This window comes from Methylobacterium sp. E-066 (assembly GCF_022829635.1).
Taxonomy (GTDB): domain Bacteria; phylum Pseudomonadota; class Alphaproteobacteria; order Rhizobiales; family Beijerinckiaceae; genus Methylobacterium.
Genome location: NZ_JAKSYO010000156.1, coordinates 109614 through 133351, shown reverse-complemented (window position 1 = coordinate 133351; position 23738 = coordinate 109614). Strand labels below are relative to the sequence as shown.

At 69.4% G+C, this 23738-nt stretch carries 26 protein-coding genes and 2 pseudogenes; 16 read left to right on the top strand and 12 right to left on the bottom strand.

Going from position 1 to position 23738, the window contains the following annotated elements; all coding sequences use genetic code 11:
• Together MKL20_RS21780 and MKL20_RS21775 are read left to right on the top strand one after the other, a co-directional pair.
• A pseudogene (locus tag MKL20_RS21780) lies at window positions 1–138 on the top strand (porin family protein); the annotation flags it as partial.
• A 208-nt stretch (window positions 139–346) separates the two neighbouring features.
• Entirely contained in the window at window positions 347–1114 is a 768-nt protein-coding gene (locus MKL20_RS21775) for a DUF2076 domain-containing protein (protein WP_243972788.1), read from the top strand.
• Window positions 1115–1209: 95 nt separating this feature from the next.
• Here the strand turns inward: MKL20_RS21775 and MKL20_RS21770 are convergent, their stop codons facing one another.
• The 7 genes from MKL20_RS21770 to MKL20_RS21740 are packed head-to-tail and all read right to left on the bottom strand — an operon-like array spanning window position 1210 to window position 8572.
• The gene (locus MKL20_RS21770; protein ID WP_244038416.1) at window positions 1210–2592 is read right to left on the bottom strand and encodes an LLM class flavin-dependent oxidoreductase; all 1383 of its coding nucleotides are present in this window, start codon (window positions 2590–2592) and stop codon (window positions 1210–1212) included.
• Window positions 2592–3830, bottom strand: coding sequence for an SfnB family sulfur acquisition oxidoreductase (locus MKL20_RS21765; protein ID WP_244038415.1), 1239 nt, complete (start codon window positions 3828–3830; stop codon window positions 2592–2594). The genes MKL20_RS21770 and MKL20_RS21765 overlap by 1 nt, the downstream gene beginning before the upstream one ends.
• 5 nt (window positions 3831–3835) lie before the next feature.
• The gene (locus MKL20_RS21760) at window positions 3836–5059 is read right to left on the bottom strand and encodes an SfnB family sulfur acquisition oxidoreductase (RefSeq protein ID WP_244038414.1); all 1224 of its coding nucleotides are present in this window, start codon (window positions 5057–5059) and stop codon (window positions 3836–3838) included.
• Between the two features lie 46 nt (window positions 5060–5105).
• Entirely contained in the window at window positions 5106–5759 is a 654-nt protein-coding gene (locus MKL20_RS21755; RefSeq protein ID WP_244019084.1) for a methionine ABC transporter permease, read from the bottom strand.
• Window positions 5740–6882: a methionine ABC transporter ATP-binding protein gene (locus MKL20_RS21750; RefSeq protein ID WP_244038413.1), complete on the bottom strand. Its 1143-nt coding sequence runs from the start codon at window positions 6880–6882 to the stop codon at window positions 5740–5742. The genes MKL20_RS21755 and MKL20_RS21750 overlap by 20 nt, the downstream gene beginning before the upstream one ends.
• Window positions 6882–7682: a MetQ/NlpA family ABC transporter substrate-binding protein gene (locus tag MKL20_RS21745; RefSeq protein ID WP_244038412.1), complete on the bottom strand. Its 801-nt coding sequence runs from the start codon at window positions 7680–7682 to the stop codon at window positions 6882–6884. Before MKL20_RS21745 ends, MKL20_RS21750 begins: the two co-directional genes overlap by 1 nt.
• On the bottom strand, window positions 7679–8572 hold the full coding sequence (locus tag MKL20_RS21740; RefSeq protein ID WP_244038411.1) for a MetQ/NlpA family ABC transporter substrate-binding protein: 894 nt from the start codon (window positions 8570–8572) through the stop codon (window positions 7679–7681). Before MKL20_RS21740 ends, MKL20_RS21745 begins: the two co-directional genes overlap by 4 nt.
• Before the next feature lie 719 nt (window positions 8573–9291).
• On the opposite strand from MKL20_RS21740, the gene MKL20_RS21735 reads away from it, so the two are divergent.
• From MKL20_RS21735 to MKL20_RS21710, 7 genes are all read left to right on the top strand, one after another.
• The gene (locus MKL20_RS21735) at window positions 9292–10314 is read left to right on the top strand and encodes an ABC transporter substrate-binding protein (protein WP_244038410.1); all 1023 of its coding nucleotides are present in this window, start codon (window positions 9292–9294) and stop codon (window positions 10312–10314) included.
• A 4-nt stretch (window positions 10315–10318) separates the two neighbouring features.
• Window positions 10319–11203 carry an ABC transporter ATP-binding protein gene (locus MKL20_RS21730; protein ID WP_244038409.1) on the top strand — a complete coding sequence of 295 codons (885 nt, stop codon included), beginning with the start codon at window positions 10319–10321 and terminating at the stop codon, window positions 11201–11203.
• Complete coding sequence (locus MKL20_RS21725; protein WP_243972811.1) at window positions 11200–12072, top strand: ABC transporter permease; 873 nt, start codon at window positions 11200–11202, stop codon at window positions 12070–12072. The genes MKL20_RS21730 and MKL20_RS21725 overlap by 4 nt, the downstream gene beginning before the upstream one ends.
• 59 nt (window positions 12073–12131) lie before the next feature.
• Window positions 12132–13481, top strand: coding sequence for an LLM class flavin-dependent oxidoreductase (locus MKL20_RS21720; protein ID WP_244038408.1), 1350 nt, complete (start codon window positions 12132–12134; stop codon window positions 13479–13481).
• 289 nt (window positions 13482–13770) lie between these two features.
• Window positions 13771–13905 (top strand): hypothetical protein, encoded by a 135-nt coding sequence (locus tag MKL20_RS33055; RefSeq protein ID WP_279594914.1) that lies wholly within the window; start codon window positions 13771–13773, stop codon window positions 13903–13905.
• A gap of 118 nt (window positions 13906–14023) precedes the next feature.
• Window positions 14024–15286 carry a sulfite dehydrogenase gene (gene soxC / locus MKL20_RS21715; RefSeq protein ID WP_244038407.1) on the top strand — a complete coding sequence of 421 codons (1263 nt, stop codon included), beginning with the start codon at window positions 14024–14026 and terminating at the stop codon, window positions 15284–15286.
• Window positions 15273–15815 (top strand): c-type cytochrome, encoded by a 543-nt coding sequence (locus MKL20_RS21710; protein WP_244038406.1) that lies wholly within the window; start codon window positions 15273–15275, stop codon window positions 15813–15815. Before soxC ends, MKL20_RS21710 begins: the two co-directional genes overlap by 14 nt.
• Before the next feature lie 87 nt (window positions 15816–15902).
• Here MKL20_RS21710 and MKL20_RS21705 read toward each other — a convergent pair whose 3' ends face one another.
• Complete coding sequence (locus MKL20_RS21705; RefSeq protein WP_244038405.1) at window positions 15903–16865, bottom strand: aliphatic sulfonate ABC transporter substrate-binding protein; 963 nt, start codon at window positions 16863–16865, stop codon at window positions 15903–15905.
• Window positions 16862–17407: an OsmC family protein gene (locus tag MKL20_RS21700; RefSeq protein ID WP_244038404.1), complete on the bottom strand. Its 546-nt coding sequence runs from the start codon at window positions 17405–17407 to the stop codon at window positions 16862–16864. The genes MKL20_RS21705 and MKL20_RS21700 overlap by 4 nt, the downstream gene beginning before the upstream one ends.
• A gap of 526 nt (window positions 17408–17933) precedes the next feature.
• On the opposite strand from MKL20_RS21700, the gene MKL20_RS21695 reads away from it, so the two are divergent.
• The 3 genes and pseudogenes from MKL20_RS21695 (at window position 17934) to MKL20_RS21685 (ending at window position 20057) form a co-directional block, all read left to right on the top strand.
• The gene (locus tag MKL20_RS21695; RefSeq protein ID WP_244038403.1) at window positions 17934–19256 is read left to right on the top strand and encodes an O-acetylhomoserine aminocarboxypropyltransferase/cysteine synthase family protein; all 1323 of its coding nucleotides are present in this window, start codon (window positions 17934–17936) and stop codon (window positions 19254–19256) included.
• A 2-nt stretch (window positions 19257–19258) separates the two neighbouring features.
• Window positions 19259–19450, top strand: a complete 192-nt coding sequence (locus tag MKL20_RS21690; protein ID WP_244038402.1) for a hypothetical protein — start codon at window positions 19259–19261, stop codon at window positions 19448–19450.
• A pseudogene (locus MKL20_RS21685) lies at window positions 19443–20057 on the top strand (beta-class carbonic anhydrase). Before MKL20_RS21690 ends, MKL20_RS21685 begins: the two are co-directional and overlap by 8 nt.
• Before the next feature lie 76 nt (window positions 20058–20133).
• Here MKL20_RS21685 and MKL20_RS21680 read toward each other — a convergent pair.
• The 3 genes from MKL20_RS21680 to MKL20_RS21670 all read right to left on the bottom strand — a co-directional run bounded on the left by MKL20_RS21680 (window position 20134) and on the right by MKL20_RS21670 (window position 21017).
• Window positions 20134–20313 carry a hypothetical protein gene (locus MKL20_RS21680; protein ID WP_244038401.1) on the bottom strand — a complete coding sequence of 60 codons (180 nt, stop codon included), beginning with the start codon at window positions 20311–20313 and terminating at the stop codon, window positions 20134–20136.
• Window positions 20314–20356: 43 nt separating this feature from the next.
• On the bottom strand, window positions 20357–20629 hold the full coding sequence (locus MKL20_RS21675) for a hypothetical protein (RefSeq protein ID WP_244038400.1): 273 nt from the start codon (window positions 20627–20629) through the stop codon (window positions 20357–20359).
• A 100-nt stretch (window positions 20630–20729) separates the two neighbouring features.
• On the bottom strand, window positions 20730–21017 hold the full coding sequence (locus tag MKL20_RS21670; protein WP_244038399.1) for a hypothetical protein: 288 nt from the start codon (window positions 21015–21017) through the stop codon (window positions 20730–20732).
• 148 nt (window positions 21018–21165) lie between these two features.
• Between MKL20_RS21670 and MKL20_RS21665 the strand changes: the two genes are divergently transcribed.
• From MKL20_RS21665 to MKL20_RS21650, 4 genes are all read left to right on the top strand, one after another.
• Window positions 21166–21387 (top strand): hypothetical protein, encoded by a 222-nt coding sequence (locus MKL20_RS21665; protein ID WP_244038398.1) that lies wholly within the window; start codon window positions 21166–21168, stop codon window positions 21385–21387.
• A 27-nt stretch (window positions 21388–21414) separates the two neighbouring features.
• A complete protein-coding gene (locus MKL20_RS21660) occupies window positions 21415–21903 on the top strand; it encodes a CinA family protein (RefSeq protein ID WP_244038397.1) in 489 nt (162 codons plus the stop codon).
• 85 nt (window positions 21904–21988) lie between these two features.
• The gene (locus MKL20_RS21655) at window positions 21989–22753 is read left to right on the top strand and encodes a histidine phosphatase family protein (protein ID WP_244038396.1); all 765 of its coding nucleotides are present in this window, start codon (window positions 21989–21991) and stop codon (window positions 22751–22753) included.
• Between the two features lie 37 nt (window positions 22754–22790).
• The gene (locus MKL20_RS21650) at window positions 22791–23675 is read left to right on the top strand and encodes an NAD(P)H-hydrate dehydratase (protein ID WP_244038395.1); all 885 of its coding nucleotides are present in this window, start codon (window positions 22791–22793) and stop codon (window positions 23673–23675) included.
• The last annotated feature ends 63 nt before the right edge of the window (window positions 23676–23738 follow it).

Genomic DNA, 23738 nt, shown 5'->3' with positions numbered 1-23738 from the left:
CGCGGCACCCGCAACCAGGGTGTCCTGCTCGTCAACGCCGCCAACCTCGCCCCGGCCTATTCCAGCGCGATCGGTCGCCGCGACGACGAGTTCGCCGTCGTCCGCGCCGGCCTGAACTACAAGTTCGGCTCGTACTAGGATCCGGCCTCGGCGCGCCAGCCGCGCCGATCGCGACAGATGAAAAGGCCCGGCCGAGAGGTCGGGCTTTTTCACGTCTTGGTTGCGCGTGCTGGGCTTGGATGAAGTTTTCGCAACCTCCCCTGACAAAGCGTCACCGCACCCCCATGTCCTCTGCGGCCGTGCGGCGCGTTCGAGCCCGCGGGTACGACTCGAGGAGGAGAACTCCATGAATAGCGAAGAACGCGACGTCATCTCCGGCATCTTCCAGCGTCTGGAGCAGGCCCAGAGCCAGCCCCGCGACGCGGAGGCCGAGCGCTTCATCGCCGACAAGCTCCGCACGCAGCCCTACGCCCCCTACGCGATGGCGCAGCTGATCTACGTGCAGGAAGAGGCGATCAAGAGCCTGAACCAGCAGCTCGAGCAGGCCCGCAGCCAGGCTGCGCCGGCCCAGTCCTCGGGGGGCGGCGGGTTCCTCTCGAGCATCTTCGGCGGCGGCAGCCAGCGTCAGGAGCCGCAGCCCGGCTACGGCCAGCAGCAGCGCCCGGCCGGCCAGCCCTGGGGCGGTGGTGGCGGCGCCCCGCAGGGCTATCCCCAGCAAGGCTACCCGCAGCAGCAGCCGGGATACCCGCCGCAGCAGCAGGGTGGTCCGTGGGGCGGTCAGCCGCAGGCTCCGGCCCGGGGCGGCGGCTTCATGGCGACCGCACTCCCGATGGCGGCCGGCGCGGCTGGCGGCATGCTGCTCGGCAGCGCCCTGTCGAACGCCTTCGCGGGCGGCCATTCGAGCCTCGGCAGCGCCGCGGCGGCGGGCCTCGGCGGCGGCGGCGAGACGGTCGTGAACAACTATTATGGCGACGGCGGCAACCAGGATCTCGGCTCCGCCCTCGACGGCGGCGGCAGCGGCAGCGGCAACGACTTCCAGGATGCCAGCTTCAGCGATCCGTCCGGCGATTTCGGCGGCGATCTCGGCGGGGGCGACGACAGCGACTGGACCTGATCGCGCCCAGCCGCTCCCATCGAAGCCCGGTCGCGCTCACGCGCGGCCGGGTTTTTTTTTGTGTTTTGATTGGTGCGCCGTTCGGTCCGCGCCTGTCACGCCAATGGCTTTCGACCGGCCGCCGGCCCGCGAAAGGCCTGGGCGGCGTGGCGTTCCGGCAGCCGGTCGCCGTGCCCGAACAGCTTCTGCCGGTACGACCCATCCATGTAGGCGGTCTTGTAGAGCCCCCGGTCCTGCAGCTCCGGGATCACGATGTCGATGAAGTCGGCAAAGCTTTCCGGCACGACGATGCGGCTGAGGTTGAACCCGTCAACCTCGCCCTCCTCGATCCAGGCCTGGAGCTCGTCGGCGATCGAGACCGCGTCACCGGCCAGCACCGCGTAGCGCCCGCCGAGTTCCAGCTCAGCCAGGAGGTCGCGCTTGGTCAGACCCCGCTTGGCCGCGGCCGCGGTGGCGGATTGGATCGCGTTGCCGGGGGCGTAGGGAATCGGGTCGTCGAGGCCGTAGCGGGCGAAGTCGATCCCCGTCGAGGCGGAGAAATGCGCTAGGCCCGCCTCCGGGTTGGCGTAGCGCCGGTATTCGGCACGTTTCTCCTCGGCCTCGGCCCGGCTGCGGCCGGGAATGACCGCAAGGCCGACAAACACCTTCACGTCATCGGGCCGGCGCCCGGCCGCCACAGCCTCGGCACGGATGGCCCGGACCGCGTCCCGGGCCGCGCCCCGGTCGCGGGCGGAGATGAACACGCATTCGGCGTGGCGGCCCGCGAAGGCCCGGCCGCGGCCCGACGCGCCCGCCTGGTAGAGGACCGGGGTCCGCTGCATCGATGGCTCGGACAGGTGATAGCCCTCGACATCGAAGAACTCGCCGTGATGCGAGACCGGCCGGATATGGGCCGGATCGCTGAACACCCGCGCCGCCAGGTCGCGGCGCACCGCCGCGTCGTCCCAGCTGCCTTCCCAGAGCTTGTAGAGGACCTCGAGATACTCGTCGGCATAGTCGTAGCGCCGGTCATGGGCCGGCAGGCTGCCGCCGCTCTGGCCGCGATGGGCGCTGTCGAGATAGCCGGTGACGATGTTCCAGCCGATCCGGCCGCCGGTCAGGTGATCGAGGGTCGAGAGCCGCCGGGCGAAGGTGTAGGGCGCCTCGGTGTGGACGTTGATCGTGATGCCGAAGCCGAGATGCTCCGTCACCGCCGCCATGGCCGGGACGAGCAGGCTCGGATCGTTGACCGGCAGCTGCACCGCCTCCCGGGCGGTCACGTCGATGCCGCCGCCGTAGATGTCGTAGACGCCGCTGATATCGGCGATGAACAACCCGTCGAACAGGCCGCGCTCCAGGAGCTTGGCCTGATCGGTCCAGTAGCCGAGGGTGTTGTAGTCCGACGACCGGTCGCGCGGATGCGTCCACAGGCCGTGATTGATGTGGCCGACGCAGTTCATGTTGAACGCGTTCAGGCGGATCTGCTTTTTGGCGGCCATCAGAGCGCTCCGTGCCGGGGCGGCAGCCGGCCGTCGAGATGGTAGGCGCCGATCCAGTGGTACTTCCACCGCACGGGATCGTGCAGCGTGTGGGTGCGGACGTTGCGCCAGTAGCGGTCCAGGGTCTCGGCCCGGTCGGTGGCGGAGGTGCCGCCGAGTTCGAGGAGCTTGTTGGCGGCGAGCAGCCCGGCTCGGTGACTGGAAGCCCGCGCCTCGGCCACCGCCACGGAGGCCGCCGCGACGCTGTCCGCGTCGGGCTCACCTTGCGCGGCATCGACGAAACGGCCGGCCCGCTCCAGCAGGGCGTCGGCCGCAGCCAAGCGCACCCGCACGTCGCCGAGGGCGTGGAGGGTCAGCGGATCCTCGCTGGCGCGTGCGACGCCGGAATCGATCCAAGGCCGGGCCCGATCGCGCACGAACGGCAGCGTCGCCGCGAAGGCGCCCTGCCCGATGCCGAGATCGATTCCGGCATGCAGGATCTGCGCGAATGGGCCGATGGCGGTTGGGCGGTCCATCGAGGCCTGGAACGGCACCACCCAGTCCGGCTCGACCCGGACGCGGTCGAACACGATCGAGCCCGAGCCGGTGATCCGCTGGCCGAACCCGTCCCAGTCGTCCACCAGGGTGACGCCGGGGGCGTCCCGGGGGATGAACACCAGATAGGCGACCGCCCTACCCTCCTCCTCGGCATTGACCATCGTGGGGATGCGGTGGGCGAACAACGAGCCGGTGCAGTAATATTTGCGCCCCTCAACGGTCCAGCCGGAGGGATCGCGCACGAGCCGGGTGCGGCGGGTGTGGTCCCGCTGGCCGATCTCGGCGAGCGCGTTGCCGAACCGCTCGCCCGCCAGGACCCGCCCGTAAAGATCGCGCTTCTGCGCCTCGGTGCCGCCGTTGCGGAGCACTTCGAGGGCGTAGAAGTGGTTCTGCGGGATCTGGCCGATTGAGCCATCGGTCGCCGCGATGGTCGCGATCACCTGCGCGACCGTGGCGGCACTCACGCCGGGGCCGCCGTATGCGCGCGGGACCGTGATCGCCCAAAGGCCTGTCTCGGTGAAGCGCTCGATCTCGGCGAAGGGCAGCCGGCGGTCGAGATCGCGGGTGACGGCCTCTTCGGCCAATTCGGCGGCCAGAGCCCGGGCGGCGGCGAGGGCCGCAGCATCGTCGGCGAGCACCGGCACCGGACGGGGCGGCTCGGGCGGCCGGGTGAAGGCGGATTCGTGCGGCTGAAGCGGCATGGCCCTCAGTTCCACTGGTGCCGGGCGGGCAGCGCGCCGTTCAGGGTGTAATCCCCCAGCAGGTGGTATTTCCAGCGCACGGGATCGTGCAGGGTGTGCACCCGCGCGTCGCGCCAGAACCGCCCGAGATTGGTGCCCTCCCGCGTCGCCGAGGCGCCGGCGAGTTCCAGCAGGCGCTCGGAGGCTTCGAGCGCGACCTCGGTGGTGAGGATCTTGGCCTCGGCCACAGTGACCGACGCCTCGGCCGAGCTTTGCGCGGTGACCGGGGCAGCGGCGATGCGATCCAGCGTCCGGCCGGCCCGGGCGAGGACTTCCTCGGCGGCATGCAGATCGACCTCCAGCCGCCCGACCTCGCCGAGGATATGCGGATCCTCGGTGATGGTCTCGACGGTGAAGGGATAGGGTCGCGTCCGGGTCCGAACGAAGTCCAGGGCGGCTTCGGTCGCGCCCCGGGCGATCCCGGCATCGATCGCCGCCTGCACCAGCTGCGAGACTGGGCCGAACAGGGCCGGACGCTCGGCCAGGGGCGCGAGTTCGATGGTCAGGCTGTCCTCGATCGGGGCGTCCTCGAACACCACTGTGCCGCTCGCCGTGGTGCGCTGCCCGAACCCCTGCCAGTCGTCCACGACCCGCACCCCCGGGGCATCCCGGCGCGCCCAGACCAGCAGCGGTCGGCCGTCCAAGGCCACGGCGCGGGTCGGGATCCAGTGGGCGAAGAGCGCACCGGTGGAATAGAAGCGCCTGCCGCTGAGGCGGTTGCCGTCCGGCCCTTCAGCGAGCCGCGTCTCCACCTGGGTGATCGCCTTGCCGTTGCGGGACGGCCCGGCATTACCGATCCGGTGGCCGGCGAGCACGGCGCCGTAGATCTGCGCCTGCTGCTCGGGGCTCGCCGCCGCCCGCACCAGCGCCAGCACGCCGAACTGGCTCTGCGGGATCTGCGCGGCCGAGCCGTCGGCGGCGGCCAGGGTCGCGAACACCTCGGCCAGCGTCGCGTGCGCGACATCGGCGCCGCCATAGGCCCGCGGCACGGTGATGCCGCCGAGGCCGCTCGCCGTGAACGCCTCGATCTCGGCCCAAGGCAGGATCCGCTCGCGGTCGCGTTCCGCGGCACACTCGGCAAAGCGGGCAGCAACTGCCCGGGCGACTTCGAGCGCCTCCGCGTCGGTGCGGATCCGGTGCGGACAAGTGGGAGGCAGCGGACGCCGGTCGTCGGCACGGTCCAGATTCATGGTCGGATCACCTCGAACGGATGGAGGTCCCCCGGATGCGGGACCGTCAGCGGGCACGCAGGCGCCGCACCGCGAGGTCGCCCGTGAACTGCACCAGGCAGACCAGCGCGATCAGCACGGCGATCACCGCCGCCATCACGGTGGTGTCGAAGCGCTGGTAGCCGTACCGGATCGCGACATCGCCGAGGCCGCCGGCGCCGACCGCCCCGGCCATGGCGGAGGCGCCGATCATCGAGACCACCGTGATCGTGAAGCCGCCGAGGATCCCCGGCAGCGCCTCGGGCAGGAGCACGTGGAGCAGGATGTGCCGGCGCCGGCAGCCGATGGATTGCGCCGCCTCGATCAGCCCGGCATCGACCTCGCGCAGCGAGACTTCGGCGATCCGGGCGAAGAACGGCGTCGCGCTGACCGAGAGCGGGACGATCGCCGCCCAGACGCCGATGGTGGTGCCGGTCACCAGCCGGGTGAACGGGATCAGCGCCACCAGCAGGACGATGAAGGGCACGGCGCGGAAGCCGTTGACGATCGTCCCGACCACCCGGTTGGCCTTCGGCGCCGGAAAGATGCCGCCGGGCTCCGAGGTGACCAGGAACAGCGCGAGCGGAATGCCGGCGAGCACCGCGATCCCGGCCGAGACGCCGACCATGACGAGGGTGTCGAGGAAAGCCTGCCAGAGGCGGTCAATCATCTGCGGCGACATACCCGATCCTCTCGATGGTTCCTCCGAGCGCGCGCAGCCGATCCTCCGCGTCCGGCCCCGCCGCATCGACGGCGACCAGCATCCGGCCGACGGCGTGGCCCTGGATCCGCTCGATGCCGGCCTGGAGCAGCCGCACCGGCGTGCCGGCGGCCGCGGCCAGGGCCGACAGGTCGGGGGCGGCCTGACCGGAGAACGTGATCGCCAGGACCGTCGCGGTTCCGGGAGCGGGATGCGGCTGGAGGCGGGGCGCCAGATCCGCCGGCAGGCCGCGGCTCAGCGGTTCGAGGAGCGCCCGGGTGGTGGGATGTTCGGGGGCGCCGAATACCCGCCAGACCGGTCCGGTCTCGACCACCCGACCCGTCTCCAGCACCACCACGTCGCTGCAGATCTCCCGGATCACGCTCATCTCGTGGGTGATCAGGATAATGGTGATCCCGAGCCGCCGGTTGATGTCGCGCAGCAGGTTCAGGATCGTCAGGGTCGTTTCCGGATCGAGGGCCGAGGTCGCCTCGTCGCAGAGCAGGATTTCCGGGCGGCTGACGAGGGCGCGGGCGATGCCCACGCGCTGCTTCTGGCCGCCCGAGAGCCGGGACGGATAGGTGTCCGCCTTGCCCTCGAGCCCAACGAGGCGCAGCGCCTCCTCGACCCGTGCGGCGACCTCGGGCTTCGGCAGGCCGGCGGCCTTGAGCGGCAGCGCCACGTTCCCGCGCACGGTCTTGGCCGAGAGCAGGTTGAAATGCTGGAAGATCATGCCGACGCGCCGGCGCAGGGCCACCAACCCGGCGGTGTCGAGCGCCTCGATCGGCTCGCCGTCGACCAGCACGCGGCCGGATGTCGGCTCCTCCAGCCGGTTGACCGTGCGCAGCAGGCTCGACTTGCCCGCCCCCGAACGGCCGATGATGCCGAAGATCGCCCCCGCCGGTACGTCGAGATCGACAGAATCGAGCGCCTGCACCGGGCCGGCGGCGGATAGGTAGGTCTTAGACGCCGCCTCGAACCGCACAGTGCCGGCCGTCCGGGTCTCGGTCGCCGTCACCACGGCGGGCGCGGCGGCGACGCCGGGCCGGTCCCGGGCGATCCAGCGGGCCGGAGCGCGGAGGCTGTCGAAGGCGAGGCCGGCCATCAGTTCTGCCACGCCAGCAGGTAGAGCTTGTCGCTGTTGGCGAAGGATTTGTGGATCTGCCGCTTCACGGCCTCCGAATTCTGGAAGATCTGCACGAACTTGGTGATGGTCGGATCGGCCTTGCGCGCCGCCTTGGTGACGAAGCTCACCGCGAAGAGCTTGTCCTCGATGCCGGTGTAGATGAGGCCGCTTGTCGGATCGAAGGTGCCGGCCGCGACGATGAAGTGCGGATAGCCCTGGGCGAGATCGACATCGCCGGTGATGCGGGCGAGCTGAGGCCCCTCGACCTCGGTGAATTTCAGCTTCTTCGGGTTCTCGGTGATGTCGTCGAGGGTGCCGAGGAAACCGACCTTGTCCTTCAGCTTGATCAGCCCGGCCCTCTGAAGCAGCAGCAGGCCGCGGCCCTGGTTCACCGGATCGTTGGCGATCGCCACCGTGCCGCCCACGGGGATCGCATCGAAGCTTTTGTACTTCAGGGAATAGAGCCCGAGGTTCTGCAGGATCCCGAGCCCGACGATCGCGAATTTGTAGCCCTTCTGCCTCTCGGCATTCTCCATGAAGGGGCGGTGCTGGAAGAAGTTCAGGTCGATATCACCCGCATCCAGCGCGACATTCGGCGTCGTCCAGTCGCTGAACTCGATGACCTTCACATCGATGCCCTGGGCCTTGGCCTCGGCCGCGGCGACATTGACCGCGTCGGCATAGGCGCCCGGCACCACGCCGATCTTGAGGGTCTCCGCCCGGGCGGCCAGCGCGCCGAGCGACAGGATGGCGGCGGCCAGGAAACTCAGGACTTTCATCGGGCGGAACTCTGGGATGGGGCAGCCTGCGGCAGCCAGGGCAAGGAATAGAGACTCGGGTTGTGGGCGAACGATGCGTCGATCCGCGCCCGCACCGCCGGCGAGGTCTGGTAGATCGCGACGAACTTAGCGATCTCGGGATCGTCGGCACGGTCGGCCCGGGTCACGAACCGGATGGCGTAGATGAGGTCGCCGATGCCGGAATAGATCAGCGCCTTGCCGGCAATGTCGGCGCGGCCGGCATTGACGTAATGGGCCGGATAGCCCTGCGCGAGATCGACATCGGAGAGGGCGCGGACCAGTTGCGGCCCCTCGATCTCGACGAAGGTGAGTTTCTTCGGGTTCGCGACGAGATCGTCGAGGGTGGCCTTGGCGCCGATTCCGGCCTTGAGCTTGATGAGCCCTGCGGTTTCGAGGAGCGCGAGACCCCGGCCCTGGTTCACCGGATCGTTGGCCACCGCCACCTTGGCGCCGTCCGGCAGCGCGGTGAGGCTCGTATGCTTCTCCGAGTACAGGCCAATATTGGGCAGGATGCCGAGGGCGACGCTCTTCAGCGGGAAGCCGGTCTCCCTGACGGCGTTGTCGAGGAAGGCTTGGTGCTGGAAGTAGTTCACATCGAGATCGCCATTGGCGAGGGCGAGATTGGGCGTCGTCCAGTCGGTGAATTCGACCACCTCGACCGCGAGCCCCTGCGCCCCGGCCTCCGCCGCCGCGACCTGGACGGAATCGGCGAGCGACCCGGGGGTCACGCCGATCTTCACCCGGGCGAGGGCCGGCGCGGCGCCGAACGCGAGCAGCAGCGCGGCCGCCAGGATGCTGAGCCCACGGCGCGTTCGCCCGGCCGAACGGAGTACGGCAGCAGGTGGGTGAATATTTGAGCGGGAATCCATGATGGCTTTCGACCTCGCGGGACCCCGTCGAAGGATCGCCGCAGCCCGGAGCGGATAGGGCGGCCGCTCGTCGAGAACCCTTCACACCATATCCCCGGCTCCCAAGCCTCCCGTGCGCGAAAGCTCAGGGCGAATCGGGTGGGATAGGTTCAGGGCGATCGTTGCGACCGCGAGACTGTGATCTCGCAACGCAAACTAGACCAGACCGGCAGGGCCGAGCATTCCAAAGATACTCAAATCTCGATGCAAACGACCTACCACTAGCTCGATAGACAGCAATTCGATCCTCCACGGGCGCCGTGCCAGCGATGAAACACCGCGCTCGTCAGCCCCTTCGCCTATCGAAAGCCACGCACGATCGAGGTGCGCGTGAGACTATTGGGGATAGGCTCCGCAGGTCGAACGCGATCAGCGGGACGACACGATAAGCCGGTGGCGAGGCAGGAGGCGCGGTCGTTTTGTAGAACGGGCCGGCCGCAGCATCATGGCGTCCAAAAGATTTGTTTCTTATCGAAGCCAGGACGGCCCGTGGCGCCTATGAAAAACCCGGCTGAGCAAAGATTATTCTTCGTATTGCGCAGCTCGTAGAAACAGTATCTCTATAAGATTTTTCTGTAAAAAGAACGTTCTCGTTGACGATGTATCGCCGAGGAGGCAAGTTCCCGCCCGTAATCAGGCCGATTTCGCACGCTTCTTGTGCCCGGCAGCCGCGAGGGACCATGATCGGCAAGCGACGCGCTCTGTTCTCGCGCCGGCAGGCTGCCGCCCTGCTCGCGCTCATCCTCGCCGCCGGGCCGGCCGCGGCCGCGGAGGGGCAGCTGCGCATCGCGAAGCAGTTCGGCGTCGTCTACCTGCTGCTGAACGTGGCCGAAGATCAGAAGCTGATCGAGAAGCACGGCAAGGAAGCCGGCCTCGACATCAAGGTCGAGTACGCGCAGCTCTCCGGCGGCTCGGCCGTGAACGATGCCCTCCTGTCGGGAAGCATCGACGTCGCCGGAGCCGGCGTCGGGCCGCTGTTCACGCTGTGGGACCGCACGCGCGGCCGGCAGAGTGTGAAGGGCGTCGCCTCGCTCGGCAACTTTCCCTATTACCTCGTCTCCAACCGGCCCGAGGTGAAGACGATCGGCGACTTCACCGACAAAGACAGGATCGCGGTGCCGGCGGTCGGCGTCTCGGTTCAGTCCCGCATCCTGCAATGGGCCTCCGCCAAGCTCTGGGGCGACAAGGACTTCGCCCGGCTCGACAAGATCAGCGTCGCGGTTCCGCATCCGGAGGCTTCGGCCGCCATCATCAAGGGCGGCACCGAGATCACCGGCCATTTCGGCAATCCGCCGTTCCAGGAGCAGGAGCTGGCCGGCAATCCGAACGCCCACATCGTCCTGAACTCCTACGCGGTCCAGGGCGGCCCCGCCTCCTCGACGGTGCTCTACGCCACCGAGAAATTCTACCGGGACAGCCCGAAGACCTACACGGCCTTCGTGGACGCCCTCGCCGAGGCGGCCAAGTTCATCACCGACAATCCCGAGAAGGCCGCCGACATCTACATCAAGTCCAACAATAGCCGGATCGACCGCGACCTGCTGCTCAAGGTGATCCGGAACCCGGAGGTGACCTTCAAGATCGAGCCGCAGAACACGATCGGGCTCGGGCAGTTCATGCACCGGGTCGGCGCGATCCGGAACGAGCCAAAAACCCTCGACGATTACTTCTTCGCCAATCCCCGTATCGCGACGGGCAGCTGAGCGGATGACCTTGGTCGCCGAGCGCCCGGACCTCTCGACGGCGCGGGCCGGGCAGAACCCCGCCCGGATCGAGGCCGAAACACCATCGGCCGCCCTGCCGCCGCCGCTGCTGCGAGTCTCGGACCTGACCCTGGAATACCGCACGCCCGAGCGCGTCGTCCGGGCGACCCACCGGGTCGGGTTCGATGTCTACGAGGCGGATCGCTTCATCCTGCTCGGCCCCTCGGGCTGCGGCAAGTCCACCCTGCTCAAGGCGATCGCCGGCTTCATCCCGCCGGTCGAGGGATCGATCACCCTCGGCGGCGACGTCGTGCGCGGGCCGGGGCCAGACCGCATTGTCGTCTTCCAGGAATTCGACCAGTTGCCGCCGTGGAAGACCGTGGCGCAGAACGTCGCGTTCCCACTGCGCGCCGCCGGCCTCGTCGGCCGGCGCGAGGCCGAGGCCCGGGCGCGGCACTACATCGACAAGGTCGGCCTCACGCCCTTTGCCGACAGCTACCCGCACCAGCTCTCCGGCGGCATGAAGCAGCGCGTCGCCATCGCCCGGGCGCTCGCGACGCAGCCCAAGGTGCTGCTGATGGACGAGCCGTTCGCGGCCCTCGACGCGCTGACCCGGCGCAAGATGCAGGAAGAGTTGCTGATCCTCTGGGAGGAGGTGCGCTTCACCCTGCTGTTCGTTACGCATTCCATCGAGGAGGCTTTGGTGGTCGGCAACCGGGTGGCGCTGCTCTCGCCCCATCCCGGCCGGGTCCGGGGCGAGTACAATTGCCACGAGTTCGACCTGACCAGCGTCGGCAGTGACGTGTTCCAGGCGGCGGTGCAGCGCCTGCACAGCCGCCTGTTCGAGACCGACCCCGAGACCTCGGTTCCGGCGGCCCCCGCACGATGACCCAGCACGTCCGCCCGCCGATCCGCTCGGAATACGACTTGGTGCTTCCGCCCTTCGTAGAAGCGCCTGTCGAGCGCGCGTTGCCGCTCTCCACGCGGATCTGGCAGCAGGGCTGGCTGCGCAAGGGGTTGATCCTCATCGCGCTCGCGCTTGTCTGGGAGGCGCTCGCGCGCTGGCAGGACAACGATCTCCTGCTCCCCGGCTTCGGCGCCACTCTGTCGGCCCTGGTCGAGGGCCTGGGCAGCGGCGAGCTGCTGGAGCGTGCCCGGATCTCCCTCACCGTGCTGGCGGAAGGCTATTTCGGCGGGGTCGTGCTGGCCTTCGGCCTGACGACGTTGGCGGTCTCGACCCAGTTCGGCCGCGACCTGCTCTCCACCTTGACCGCGATGTTCAACCCGCTGCCGGCCATCGCGCTGCTGCCGCTGGCCTTGCTCTGGTTCGGGCTCGGCTCCGGCAGCCTGATCTTCGTGCTGGTCCACGCGGTTTTGTGGCCGCTCGCGCTCAACACCTTCGCGGGCTTCCAGGGCGTGCCCGAGACCCTGCGCATGGCCGGGCGCAATTACGGCCTGACCGGTCTGGCTTACGTCTGGCAGATCCTGATCCCGGCGGCCCTGCCGGCGATCCTGTCCGGGCTCAAGATCGGCTGGGCCTTCGCCTGGCGCACCCTGATCGCGGCCGAGCTGGTCTTCGGGGCCGCCTCCGGCCAGGGCGGGCTCGGCTGGTACATCTACCAGAACCGCAACGAGCTCTATACCGACCGGGTCTTCGCCGGGCTCTTGCTGGTCATCGCGATCGGGCTCATCGTCGAGAATGTCGTATTCGCGACGTTCGAGCGGCTCACGGTCCGGCGTTGGGGCATGGTGCGCTGACGCCGCACGGCCTCGCTGCCTTCGCCCCGAAACGCATCGCCTCCAACCCCGATCGGCCGATGACACAGGATACGCTTCGCCTCGGCGCCTTCTTCTACGCCACCGGGCACCATGTGGCCGGGTGGCGCCACCCGTCGAGCGAGGCCGATGGCGGCCTCAACCTCGAGCGCTATGTCGGCTGGGCGCGCCGGGCCGAGGCGGCGAAGTTCGATCTCGTGTTCCTGGAGGACGGGACCGGCATCCGCGACAGCAACCTGCGCTCCAGCGAGCGCACCGCCCGCTCGGCCCATTTCGAGCCGGTGACGCTGCTTTCGGCGCTGGCGGCCGTCACCAGCCGGATCGGGCTGGTCGCCACGACCTCCACCAGCTTCAACGAGCCCTACAACGTCGCCCGCCGCTTCGCCTCGCTCGATCACCTGAGCGGCGGCCGTGCCGGCTGGAACCTCGTCACCTCGACCACGGATGCCGAGGCCGCCAATTTCGGGAACGATCAGATCGCCCGGCACACCGATCGCTACGAGCGGGCCGAGGAGTTCGTCGACGTCGTCCTCGGGCTGTGGAACACCTGGGACGATGGCGCTGTGATCATCGACCGCGCCAGCGGCCAATTCTCGAAGCCGGACGGCTTCCGGCCGCTGAACCACCGCGGCAAGCATTTCGAGGTCCGGGGCCCGCTCAACATCGCGCGCACGCCCCAGGGGCAGCCGGTCCTGGTCCAGGCCGGCTCCTCGGGTCCGGGCAAGGACCTCGCCGCGCGCACGGCCGAGATCGTGTTCACCGCCAATCAGACGCTCGACGAGGCGGTCGCATTCTACGGCGACCTGAAGGAGCGGATGGCCCGCTTCGGCCGCGCCCGGGACGATCTCAAGGTGATGCCCGGGCTGTTCCCGGTGGTCGGCCGCACCGAGGCGGAGGCGCGCGCCAAGTTCGAGGAACTCCAGGATCTGATCGACCCGGTGGTCGGCCTGGCGCTCTTGGAGCGCATGGTCGGCGGCTTCGACCTGTCGGGCTACGATCCGGACGGGCCGGTGCCGGAGCTGCCCGAGGCCGAGGGCGCCAAGTCCCGGCAGCAGCTGATGTTCGACCTCGCCCGCCGGGAGGGTCTGACGCTGCGCCAGCTCTACCTGCGGATCGCAGGTGCGCGGGGCCATTCGCAGATCGTCGGGACGCCTGCCCAGATCGCCGACGAGATGGAGGAGCGCTTCCGGGCGCAAGGCGCCGACGGCTTCAACATCATGCCGGCGACCCTGCCGGGGGGCCTCGACGACTTCATCGAGCTGGTGCTCCCCGAGCTGCGTAGGCGCGGACTGTTCCGCAGCGAGTACGAAGGCCGGACGCTCCGGGACCATCTGGGCTCCCGTCCGCCCGCCCGGGCTGCCTCGGCTCCGGAAGCTCCGGCCGATGCATGATCCAGATCCGGGTCTTTTGCCGAGCCGTTCGAGCCGGCGAAGACTTGGGACGCGGCTGATGAGATCTGGGGAACACCGTCCTCCAGTGCGGCGCGATAAAAGAGTTCGTTTCGTTTGACTGCCGGTGCCGGCATCGACACCATTGAGGCTCGGCACGACACCGGTCTCGCGGGTGCGAGATCATCGTGGGCGGGTCACCGCAGACCCGTCCTTGGCGTGGGGTCTTGCGAGTCGAGGCGTCGACCTCGCCGCTATCAGAACGGAGCGCAGCGAAGATTTGTCCATGCCCATGAGCGACGACATCCCGGATCACGAGCTGGCTCTTGCCATCGATCGGCACTCATCGTGCGCGGAAAGCCGGATGCGGAGCTACATCGTCGCCTCCGCGCTCCTGATTTGCCTGATCGGATGGGTCCTGCACTGATGGCGGCCGTCTTCGAATGCGTGGTCCCCGCATACGGCCCCCCAAGCGGGTGTAGGCCGGGCACGTTCTCCATCCCGCGGGTCGGACACTGCTGGGCGCGCCGCCGGAACCCCATGCGATGAGCGACACCGCCCCGAAACAGACCCCGGCGCGGCGGCGCTTTCTCGCCCAGGGGGCGGCTGCCGCGGCGGGCATTCTGACCGGAAGCGGTACGCCCGAGCGCGGCCGTGCCGACGAAGCGGCACCGCCCGCCATCCCCGACTGGACGAAGACCCCAGGCGCCGATGTCGGCAGCCGGACCTACGGACAGCCCTCGCGGTTCGAGAGCGGGCTCATCCGCAACGTGCCGAAGGGCCTCAAGCAATACATCTCGGCCTCGAGCCGGACGCCACTGCAGGACCTCGACGGCATCCTCACGCCGAACGGGCTGTTCTACGAACGCCATCACGGCGGCATCCCCGACATCGACCCAGCCCGGCACCGTCTGCTGGTCCACGGGCTGGTGGAGACGCCGCTGACCCTGACCCTGGACGACATCCGCCGCTTCCCATCGGAATCGCATATCCACTTCCTGGAATGTTCGGGCAATCCGGGCTTCGAGGCGATCAGGGCCGGCCGGACCGCCTCGGATCTGGTCGGCCTCGTGAGCTGCGCCGAATGGACCGGCGTCCGCCTCGCCACGGTTCTGCGGGAGGCTGGCCTGAAGCCCGACGCCCGCTGGGTCGTGGCCGAGGGCGCCGACGCCGCCGCGATGACCCGCAGCATCCCGATCGAGAAATGCCTCGACGACGCGCTGCTGGTCTACAGCCAGAACGGCGAGCGGCTGCGCCCGCAGCAGGGCTATCCCCTGCGGGTGCTCCTGCCCGGGTTCGAAGGCAACATGAGCGTGAAGTGGCTGCGGCGACTGAACGTGACCGCCGAGCCGGCCTTCTCCCGCGAAGAGACGGCGAAATACACCGACCTGATGCCGGACGGGACGGCGCGGCAATTCACGTTCGTCATGGAGGCGAAGTCGGTCATCACGCGGCCCTCCGGCACGCAGCGGATCACCCCGGGCTTCCATGAGATCACCGGTCTCGCCTGGACCGGCCGCGGCAAGATCCGCGGCGTGCAGGTCTCGGTCGATTCCGGAAAGACCTGGCAGGACGCCGCCCTGCAGGAGCCGGTCCTGACCCGGGCGCTGACGCGGTTCCGCCTCCCCTGGACCTGGGACGGGCAGCCGACGACCATCGCCAGCCGGGCGATCGACGAGACGGGCTATGTCCAGCCGAGCTTCGGGGACCTGACGTCGGTCCGCGGGCTCAACTCGTTTTACCACAACAACGCAGTGGTGCCCTGGCGTATCGCGGCGAGTGGCGAGGTCGCCAATGGCTACGCTTAAGGCGCGGGCCCTCGCCGGGGCCGCGTTCTTGTTCGGGATCGCTGGGGCTGCCGATGCCGCCGAGCGCTTCGGGATCGGCCGGCCGGCGACCGAAGCGGAGATCGCGGCCTGGAACATCGACATCGACCGCGATGGCCGAAAACTGCCGCCGGGCAGCGGCAGCGTCGCCCAAGGGCGAGCGGTGTTCGAGGCGCAATGCGCCTCCTGCCACGGCACCCGCGGCGAGGGCGGAACCGGGGAGAAGCTGGTCGGCGGCCAGGGCACGCTGGCCTCGGCCAAGCCGATCAAGACTGTGGGCAGCTTCTGGCCGTACGCGCCGACCCTGTTCGACTACATCCGGCGGGCGATGCCGCTGAACGCGCCCCAATCGCTCGGCGATGCCGAGGTTTATGCGGTCTCGGCCTATATCCTCCACCTGAACGGCCTGGTTTCGGACGGAGCGACCCTCGACGCGAAATCCCTGGCGGCCATCCGCATGCCGAACCGCGACGGCTTCGTCTCGGATCCGCGGCCGGACGTGAAGCCCTGACCGAGCCGAGAGGTTTTCGGCGACGCCCATCAGCGACATGTTTTCCGTCGGCGCTGCCGGGCTCCTGTGCCTGAAAAAGTGCGGCACTCAGCTCCGCGGCGGCGTCCAGACCGCATCGCGGACCCGGATGGCGCGCGGGATGAGCCCGAGCCGGTAAAACCGGTCGGCGGTTGTCTGCTGGCTGGACAGGATCGCGTCGGAGAGCGGGCGCACGCCGAACTGCGTGCGGTCGGCCGCCACCTTCTGGATGGCGTAGGGAATGCCGGTCACGTCCGCGAGGGCCTGCGCGACCTGATCGCGATGGGTGTCGGCCCAATCCGCCGCTTCCGACAACCCCGCCAGCGCGCTCGTCACCACGCCCGGATGCGCCTCGGCGAATGTCTTGTTGGCCAGGAAAAACGCCGAAACGTCGTGAACTTGCCCGGAGGTGGCGAGGATCCGCGTGTCGTTGCGCGCCTGCGCCAGGGCGAGATAGGGATCCCAGATCGACCAGGCCTCGACGCTGTTGTTGGCGAAGGCCGAGCCGGCATCGGCGGGCAGGAGATAGGCAGGCTTGATGTCGGAGAAGGCCAGGCCGGCCTTCTCCAGGGCGGCCACGAGCAGGTTGTGCGCGCTGGTCCCGCGGCCGACCGCAACCGTGCGGCCCTTGAGATCCGCGACCGTGTGGATCGGTGACTCCGCCTTCACGACGATCCCCTCGCCATCGCCGGAGGGGGCCGAGGCGCTGACATAGACGAGGTTGCCACCGGCGGCCTGCGAGAAGATCGGCGGCGCATCACCGGTGTAGCCGAAATCGATGCCGCCGGCATTGAGGGCTTCGAGCAGGGGCGGACCAGCCTGGAACTCGACCCAGCGCACCTTGGTCCCCGCAGGGGCCAGCCGCTTCTCGATGGTACCCTGCTGGCGTGCGACCACGATCAGGCCGACCTTCTGGTAGCCGATCCGGAATTCTTTCGGCGCGGCCTGCTCGGCGGTCGCCCCAGCCATGGTCGTCAGCCCCACCGCCAGGGCGAGAGCAAGGGTCGAGAACCGGCGTCTGGTGGTCGTCACGCGTCGATCTCCTTCGCGGTTCGGCTCTGCACGAAGCGGCCGCTGACGTTCTGCGGCAGGCGCAGCAGGTTGAGGATCGGGCAGGCCTTCTCGACCCGAACTTGAAGCGCCTCGATCACGGCCGGGTCGGCCGGCGAGTTGATCTGCACCGTGTAGGCGAGGTCCTGCGGGTGCACGGGGATATCCTCGAAGCCGTCCGCGCCGGCGCGCGGATCGAATGTCCCGGTCACCTCGACCTCCAGGGACGTGATCGGCACCTCCTGCAACGCCGCCTGGATCAGGATCGTGTGGGCGAGGCACGAGCCGAGGACGCCGAGTTGGAGTTCCGGCGAGCCGGGCCCGAGATCGAACCCGGCGAAATCGGGGGCGCTGTCGGAGACGATCGCGTGCCGGCGGATGCCGATCCGCCGCACACCGCTACCGCCCTCCACCGTGGCCCGCGCCGTCAGGGGCACCGGCCCGGCCTCGCCCCGGCGGATCCGCGCGTCGCGGGCCGCCAGCGCGCGCCGCTTCTCGTCGAGATACGTGTCGATGTCGGCCATGAATCCTGCCGTTACTTGATCGCGTGTCGAGGCCTCGGCTCGGGGCGTCGCGAGTCTAGGTTCGAGACGGCGAAAAAGGCTTCCGTTGATCCGGCGCAGGCAAGGATGTCGTTCTGTCGGCAGCCGCGGCCGGAATACGGACGTCCCCGCCGGTGCAGGACCGACGCCGGATCGCGGCGGCAGACGGCCCCTTCGGCCCCATCGAGTCGCAGCCGCGCGGGGGGATGCAAACGCCATCGGCAGAGCAGCATGGGCGCGAACGATCGCGTGGGACCGAGGCGTGGCGACCGGCACACCTGTGCGGGCACGCGACGGAAGGATTGTTTCCGAGATCAAAACTTGCGCGCCGGCCCTCGCGGAGGCTGAAGGATCACGTTTCCAAACTCAACCCGCGTCGAGGGCATGAATTCTCAAGATCCGCCGAAAATCGATCATCTCGTTTTATTGACCTGACCACCGGTCGGAGGAACGATGAACTGCGCGATCCGAGCACTCTGCCGCGTCCAGATCGATCAGGAGCCGTCCCGTGCCGAGCCAGGACCTGACCCATGCGAAGCCTGAGACGCTCGCCCTTCATGCCGGCTGGCGGGCCGATCCGTCGAGCGGTTCCGTGGCGGTGCCGATCCACCAGACGACCTCCTACCAATTCCGCGACACCGACCACGCCGAAAACCTGTTCGCCCTGAAGGAGCTCGGCAACATCTACACGCGGGTCGGCAACCCGACCGTGGACGTGCTGGAGCAGCGCCTCGCGGCTTTGGAAGGCGGCGCGGCGGCGCTCGCCCTCGCCTCCGGCCAGGCGGCCTCGGCGCTCGCCGTGCAGAACCTCGCCCGCGCCGGCGACAACATCGTCTCCTCGACCGACCTCTACGGCGGCACCTGGAACCTGTTCGCCAACACCCTGTCCGAGCAGGGGATCGAGGTCCGGTTCGTCGATCCCAGCGATCCGCAGGCCTTCGCCCGCGCCACCGACGAACGCACGCGGGCCTACTACGCCGAGACCTTGCCGAATCCGAAGCTCGCGGTCTTCCCGATCCGCGAGGTGGCGGAGATCGGCCGGCCGCTCGGCATTCCGCTCATCGTCGACAACACCGCCGCGCCGCTGCTGGCGCGGCCGTTCGATCACGGCGCGGCCATCGTGGTCTACTCGACCACGAAGTACATCGCCGGCCACGGCATCGCCATCGGTGGGGCGATCATCGACGGCGGCACCTTCGACTGGGCGGCCCACCCGGTGCGCCAGCCCACTCTGAACACGCCGGATGCGAGCTATCACGGCGCGATCTGGACGGAGGCGGCAAAGCCGATCGGGCCGGTCGCCTACGTCCTGCGCGCCCGGGTGCGGCTGCTCCGCGATCTCGGCCCCGCAGTCTCGCCGCTCAACGCCTTCCTGACGCTCCAGGGGCTGGAGACGCTGCCGCTCCGGATCGAGCGCCACAGCCGCAACGCGCAGACGATTGCGGCTTGGCTGAAGGACCGGCCAGAGGTGGTGCGGGTGATCCACCCGTCGCTCCAGACGGGCGCCGCGCGCGCCCGGGCCGACGCGGTGCTCACCGGCGGCTATGGCGGCCTCGTCGGGTTCGAGTTGGCGGCGGGGCGTGCGGCCGGGCGGCGCTTCATCGATGCCCTGCGGCTGTTCTACCATGTGGCCAATATCGGCGACGCGCGCAGCCTCGCGATCCATCCGGCCAGCACGACGCATTCCCAGCTCGGCCCCGAGGCGCTCAAGGCCACGGGCGTCTCGGACGGATACGTGCGCCTCTCGGTCGGCCTGGAGCATATCGATGACCTGCTGGCCGATCTCGACCAGGCCTTGGCGGCGGCCGGAACCGTCGCGCAGGCGGCCTGACCATGACCCGGCTCCTCGCCCGCTTCGCCCGCCTCCTCCCGGGGGCCGCTCTGCCCGCCGGACAGCAGCCTGCGGCTGAGAGGCCGCCGCTCTCATTCCCGATGCTGGATGGCGGCGTTCTCACCTACGCCGACCTCGCGGCGCATCTCGTGGACCTGCCCACGCACCTCCGCGAGCGTTCGCCCCATGCCTGAACCGACCGAGCGCCAGCAGATCCGCAAGGCGGTGCTGGCCGCCAACGCGCGCTATGCCGCCACCTTCGACAAGGGCGACCTCGCCCTCCCACCGGCCCGGCGCTTCGCCATCCTCACCTGCATGGATGCACGGCTCGACCCGGCGAAATATGCCGGCCTCGCGGAGGGCGACGCCCACGTGATCCGCAACGCGGGCGGCCGGGCCAGCGACGACGCGATCCGCTCGCTGGTTATCTAGCACAAGCTCCTCGGCACGGCGACGTGGTTCGTGATCCACCATACCAATTGCGGCATGGAGCTGTTCACCGATGCGGTGATCGGCGAGCTGCTCGAAGACAACCTGGAGACTGCCCAGTTCGACGGGACGACCTGGTCGAACCCGCGTCATGGCGGCGGCTCGGCGGCGGGGCGCAGCATCGACTGGCTGACGATCCCCGACCGGTATGGCAGCGTCGCGTCCGACGTGCGCCGGATCCGCGCCCACCCGCTCGTGCCGGGCCACATCCCGATCTACGGCTTCCTGTACCATGTCGCGACGGGGCGCCTGGAGGAGATCCGGGAGGCGAGCGAAGCCGGCCGTTCGACAGTCGCGTCATCGGCCGCTTAATCGCCATCGCCGGCACCGCATTGGACCCGCTCGGCGGGGATCACTCGCGGCGTGGGATCGATCCTCGCTGAAGCCTCTACTGCCCCTTGTCTCGGCTTGGCTGCGGCATCGGTGCGGGGGGTGAGGCGGCATCGCCGTCCGGGCTTGAGCTTTCCTGGGTCGCCAGCGCCGGCGCAGGCCCCGAATGCTCCCAGTGGGCGAAGGCGACGCTCGCCAGGATGAGTGCGATCGCGACTGGGAACAGGAAACGAGACATGGGCCGGCAACCGAGGCCGTTGGCCTCGGTTCCGACGGTGCGGCTATCGCGCAGGCGCGGTGGTGCTGGTGCCAGCCCCCACGCCGGGTCGCGCCGTGCCGGTGCCCGGTACGGTCGCGGCGCCGGCCGCGCCCGTGGTGGAGCCGGTGGTCGAACCCGTCGCGCTCTCATTCATCTTCTGGCTGTCGCTCTTCACCGAGCCCGGATTGTTCATGTTGCCGGTCGCGCTGCCGCCGCCGGCGGGCTGCTGGGCGTAGGCGGTTCCGGTCAGGGCGATGGCGAGAGCGGCCGCGAGGCCGTAAACCTTCATGCGCATGTGCGTTTCCTCAAATCGGCCCGTCTTCGGGCTCCTGAAGGCAACGCGGCTGGGGGCGGTCTGTTCGTCGCGGATGTGGTGATGTTCGCGGCAGGTCCGATCACCGGCGCGGCGGATCGGTCCACACGCGCGTTCCCGGCGCCGAGGATCGCGTCACATCCTCGATGATCCAGTTCGGCCGGGTCGATACCGCGCCGGCCGAGGCTTCCTCGACCCGCGGCGTGATCGAGCCGGTGGTCACCGGATCCGCCCAATCCGGTACGTATCCGGCGACCTGCGGAACGGGCTCGGGCAGGTTGCGCTCGTAGCCCACGACGATGGCGGTCAAGCCGGCGCCGACCAGAACGAGGGCCAATCCGTCGGCGATGATGCGGCCCAGTCTCGGCATGACACCCACGCGTGTTGAGGAGCCTCCGGGCTACGAGTGTAGGGTTAACGAACCGTGGCCCACCCGAAGGCCGCGCGGCTTGCGGCGCAACGATCCGTGCCGCCGGGCGCTTACCGCCCGCGACACGCGCCGATCGGAGCCGACAGCCATGGAAGCCAGCGACCTGAAACAGCACCCGCCTTTCCGGGTGGTCACCTTCCGCGACGACCACGAGGTCATTTCGGAGGATGTCGAGACCGAGGTCGCCGCCCGGACCCGCTTCGCTTCGGCCATCGACCTGTGCCAATCGCGGGACGCGGCGCATGCCCACCGGGTCGAACTCCGCTCCGGCGGCGAGACGATCGAAACCTGGCCGCAATCCGGCGCGTAGCTGGCGCAGTACCGCGAAGGATCCGTCATGCACGATCTGTTGCCGAAGGCCGCGACCCTGGGGGCTGCCCTCATCGCGCGCAACGAGACCTTGGCGGTCTCGGAATCGTCTTCCGGCGGTCTTGTGGCGGCGGCGCTCCTGTCGGTCCCCGGCGCCAGCGCATATTTCCTCGGGGGCGCCGTGGTCTACACGGCGGCGGCCAGGGCCACCCTCCTCGGCATCGACGAGACCGCGATGACCGGCCTGCGCTCGGCCTCCGAGGGCTATGCGCGGCTCCTCGCCCGGACCGTCCGGGCGCGGCACGGCGCAACCTGGGGCCTCGCCGAGACCGGGGCCGCCGGCCCGAGCGGCAATCGCTACGGCGATGCGGCGGGGCATACCTGCTTGGCCGTGAGCGGGCCCGTCGAACTGTTCCTCACCCTGGAGACCGGCAGCGCGGACCGCGTCGCGAACATGCGGGCCTTCGCCGGAGGTCTGCTCGACCTGTTGGGCGAAGCCTTGGCCGACGGGCGCTGATCGACAGCGAACGTCTGGTCCTTGGAACGGGAGTTTCGACACGACGTTCCGACCAGTCGAGCCGACGGCCCTCCAGGAGATCTGCGTGCCCCAGAGACACCCGCTGCGCCTGTGGGTCGTGCGCCATGGCGAGAGTTCCGGCAACGTCGCCCGCGACGCCGCCCATGCCGCGGGTGCCGCGCGCATCGACATCCCGGAACGGGACGTCGACGTGCCGCTCAGCGCGCTCGGCCACCGGCAGGCGGAGGCGCTCGGCCGCTGGTTCGCCAGCCTGCCCGACGACGAACGTCCGGACCTCATCCTGGCCTCGCCCTATCGGCGCGCGGTCGAGACCGCCGAGGCGATCCGCGGGGCGGGCGGCCTCGCCTCCGGCACGCCGCGGCTGCTGGTCGACGAGCGCTTGCGTGAGAAGGAGTTCGGCATCCTCGACCGGCTGACCCGGGTGGGGATCGAGCAAATCCATCCCGAACAGGCCGAGCTGCGCAGCGACCTCGGCAAGTTCTACCATCGTCCGCCGGGCGGCGAGAGCTGGTGCGACGTGATCCTGCGCCTGCGCAGCGCCCTCGACACGATCGGCCTGCACCATGACGGCCGCCGGATCCTCCTCGTCGCCCATCAGGTCGTGGTGCTGTGCCTGCGCTACCTGCTGGAAGAGATGACCGAGGCCGAGATCCTGGCCATCGATACCGAGGGCGACGTGCTCAATTGCGGCGTGACGGAATATGCGTTCTCGGCCTCGGCCGCCCCCGGCGGCGGGTTCGCGCTGGTCCGCTACAACTTCGTCGCACCCCTTGAGGCCGAGGGCGCCCCCGTTACCTCCGAACCAGACGCCGACGCGGCCGCGACCTGATCCGGCGCGCAGGCGGCGCGTGGCGAGCGGGGAATCCATGAGCACCGTCACGCCGATTACTGAACACGTCCTGCGGAGCATGGCTCCGCCCGAGCCGGATGGCGACAGCAAGGATGGCCGGGGCCGCGTCCTCATCGTGGCCGGGTGTACGAGCCTGCCGGGCGCCGTCCTGCTGGCGGCCCATGCCGCGCTCCGGGCCGGCGCCGGCAAGCTGCAGCTCGCGGTCTGCCGCGATCTGGCGATCCCGATCGGGATCGCCGTGCCGGAAGCGCTGGTCGTCGGCTTGTCGCAGACCGCTGATGGCGGCATCGCCCAAACCTGCGCCGACGACCTCGCGAAACGGGCGGAGCGCGTCGATGCGGTGCTGGTCGGCCCCGGCATGTCCGAGGATGCCGACGCCGAGGGCGTGACCGGCGCCCTGGTCCGCGGGGCCGGCAAGGCCGGCCTCGTCCTTGATGCCGGGGCCCTTGCCGCACTGCGCGCCGAGCCAGACCTGACGCGACACCTGTCCAAGCCGGCGATCATCACCCCGCATGCCGGCGAGATGGCACAGCTCTTGGGCGAGGAACGCGAAGCCATCGAGGCGGATCCCCTTGCGGCGGCGCGGCGGGCCACCGAGCGGTTCGGCACGGTTACGGTGATGAAGGGTGGATCGACCCATGTCGTCTCCCCGGACGGCCGCGCCTGGTGCTACGAGGTCGGCCATGTCGGGTTGGCGACTTCGGGCTCCGGCGACACGCTCGCGGGTCTCGTTGTCGGCCTGCTGGCCCGCGGCGCCGAGCCGGAAGCGGCCGCCCTGTGGAGCGTCTACACCCATGGAGAGGCCGGCCGCCGCCTCGCGCGCCGCTACGGCGGCATCGGCTTCCTGGCCCGCGAGATCCCGGGCGAGGTGCCGTTCATTCTGTCGGAAGTGCTGATGTAGCGGGTGTTGGATGCGGCGATCATCCTGTGCCGTCATTGCGAGCCCAGCGAAGCAACCCAGTGT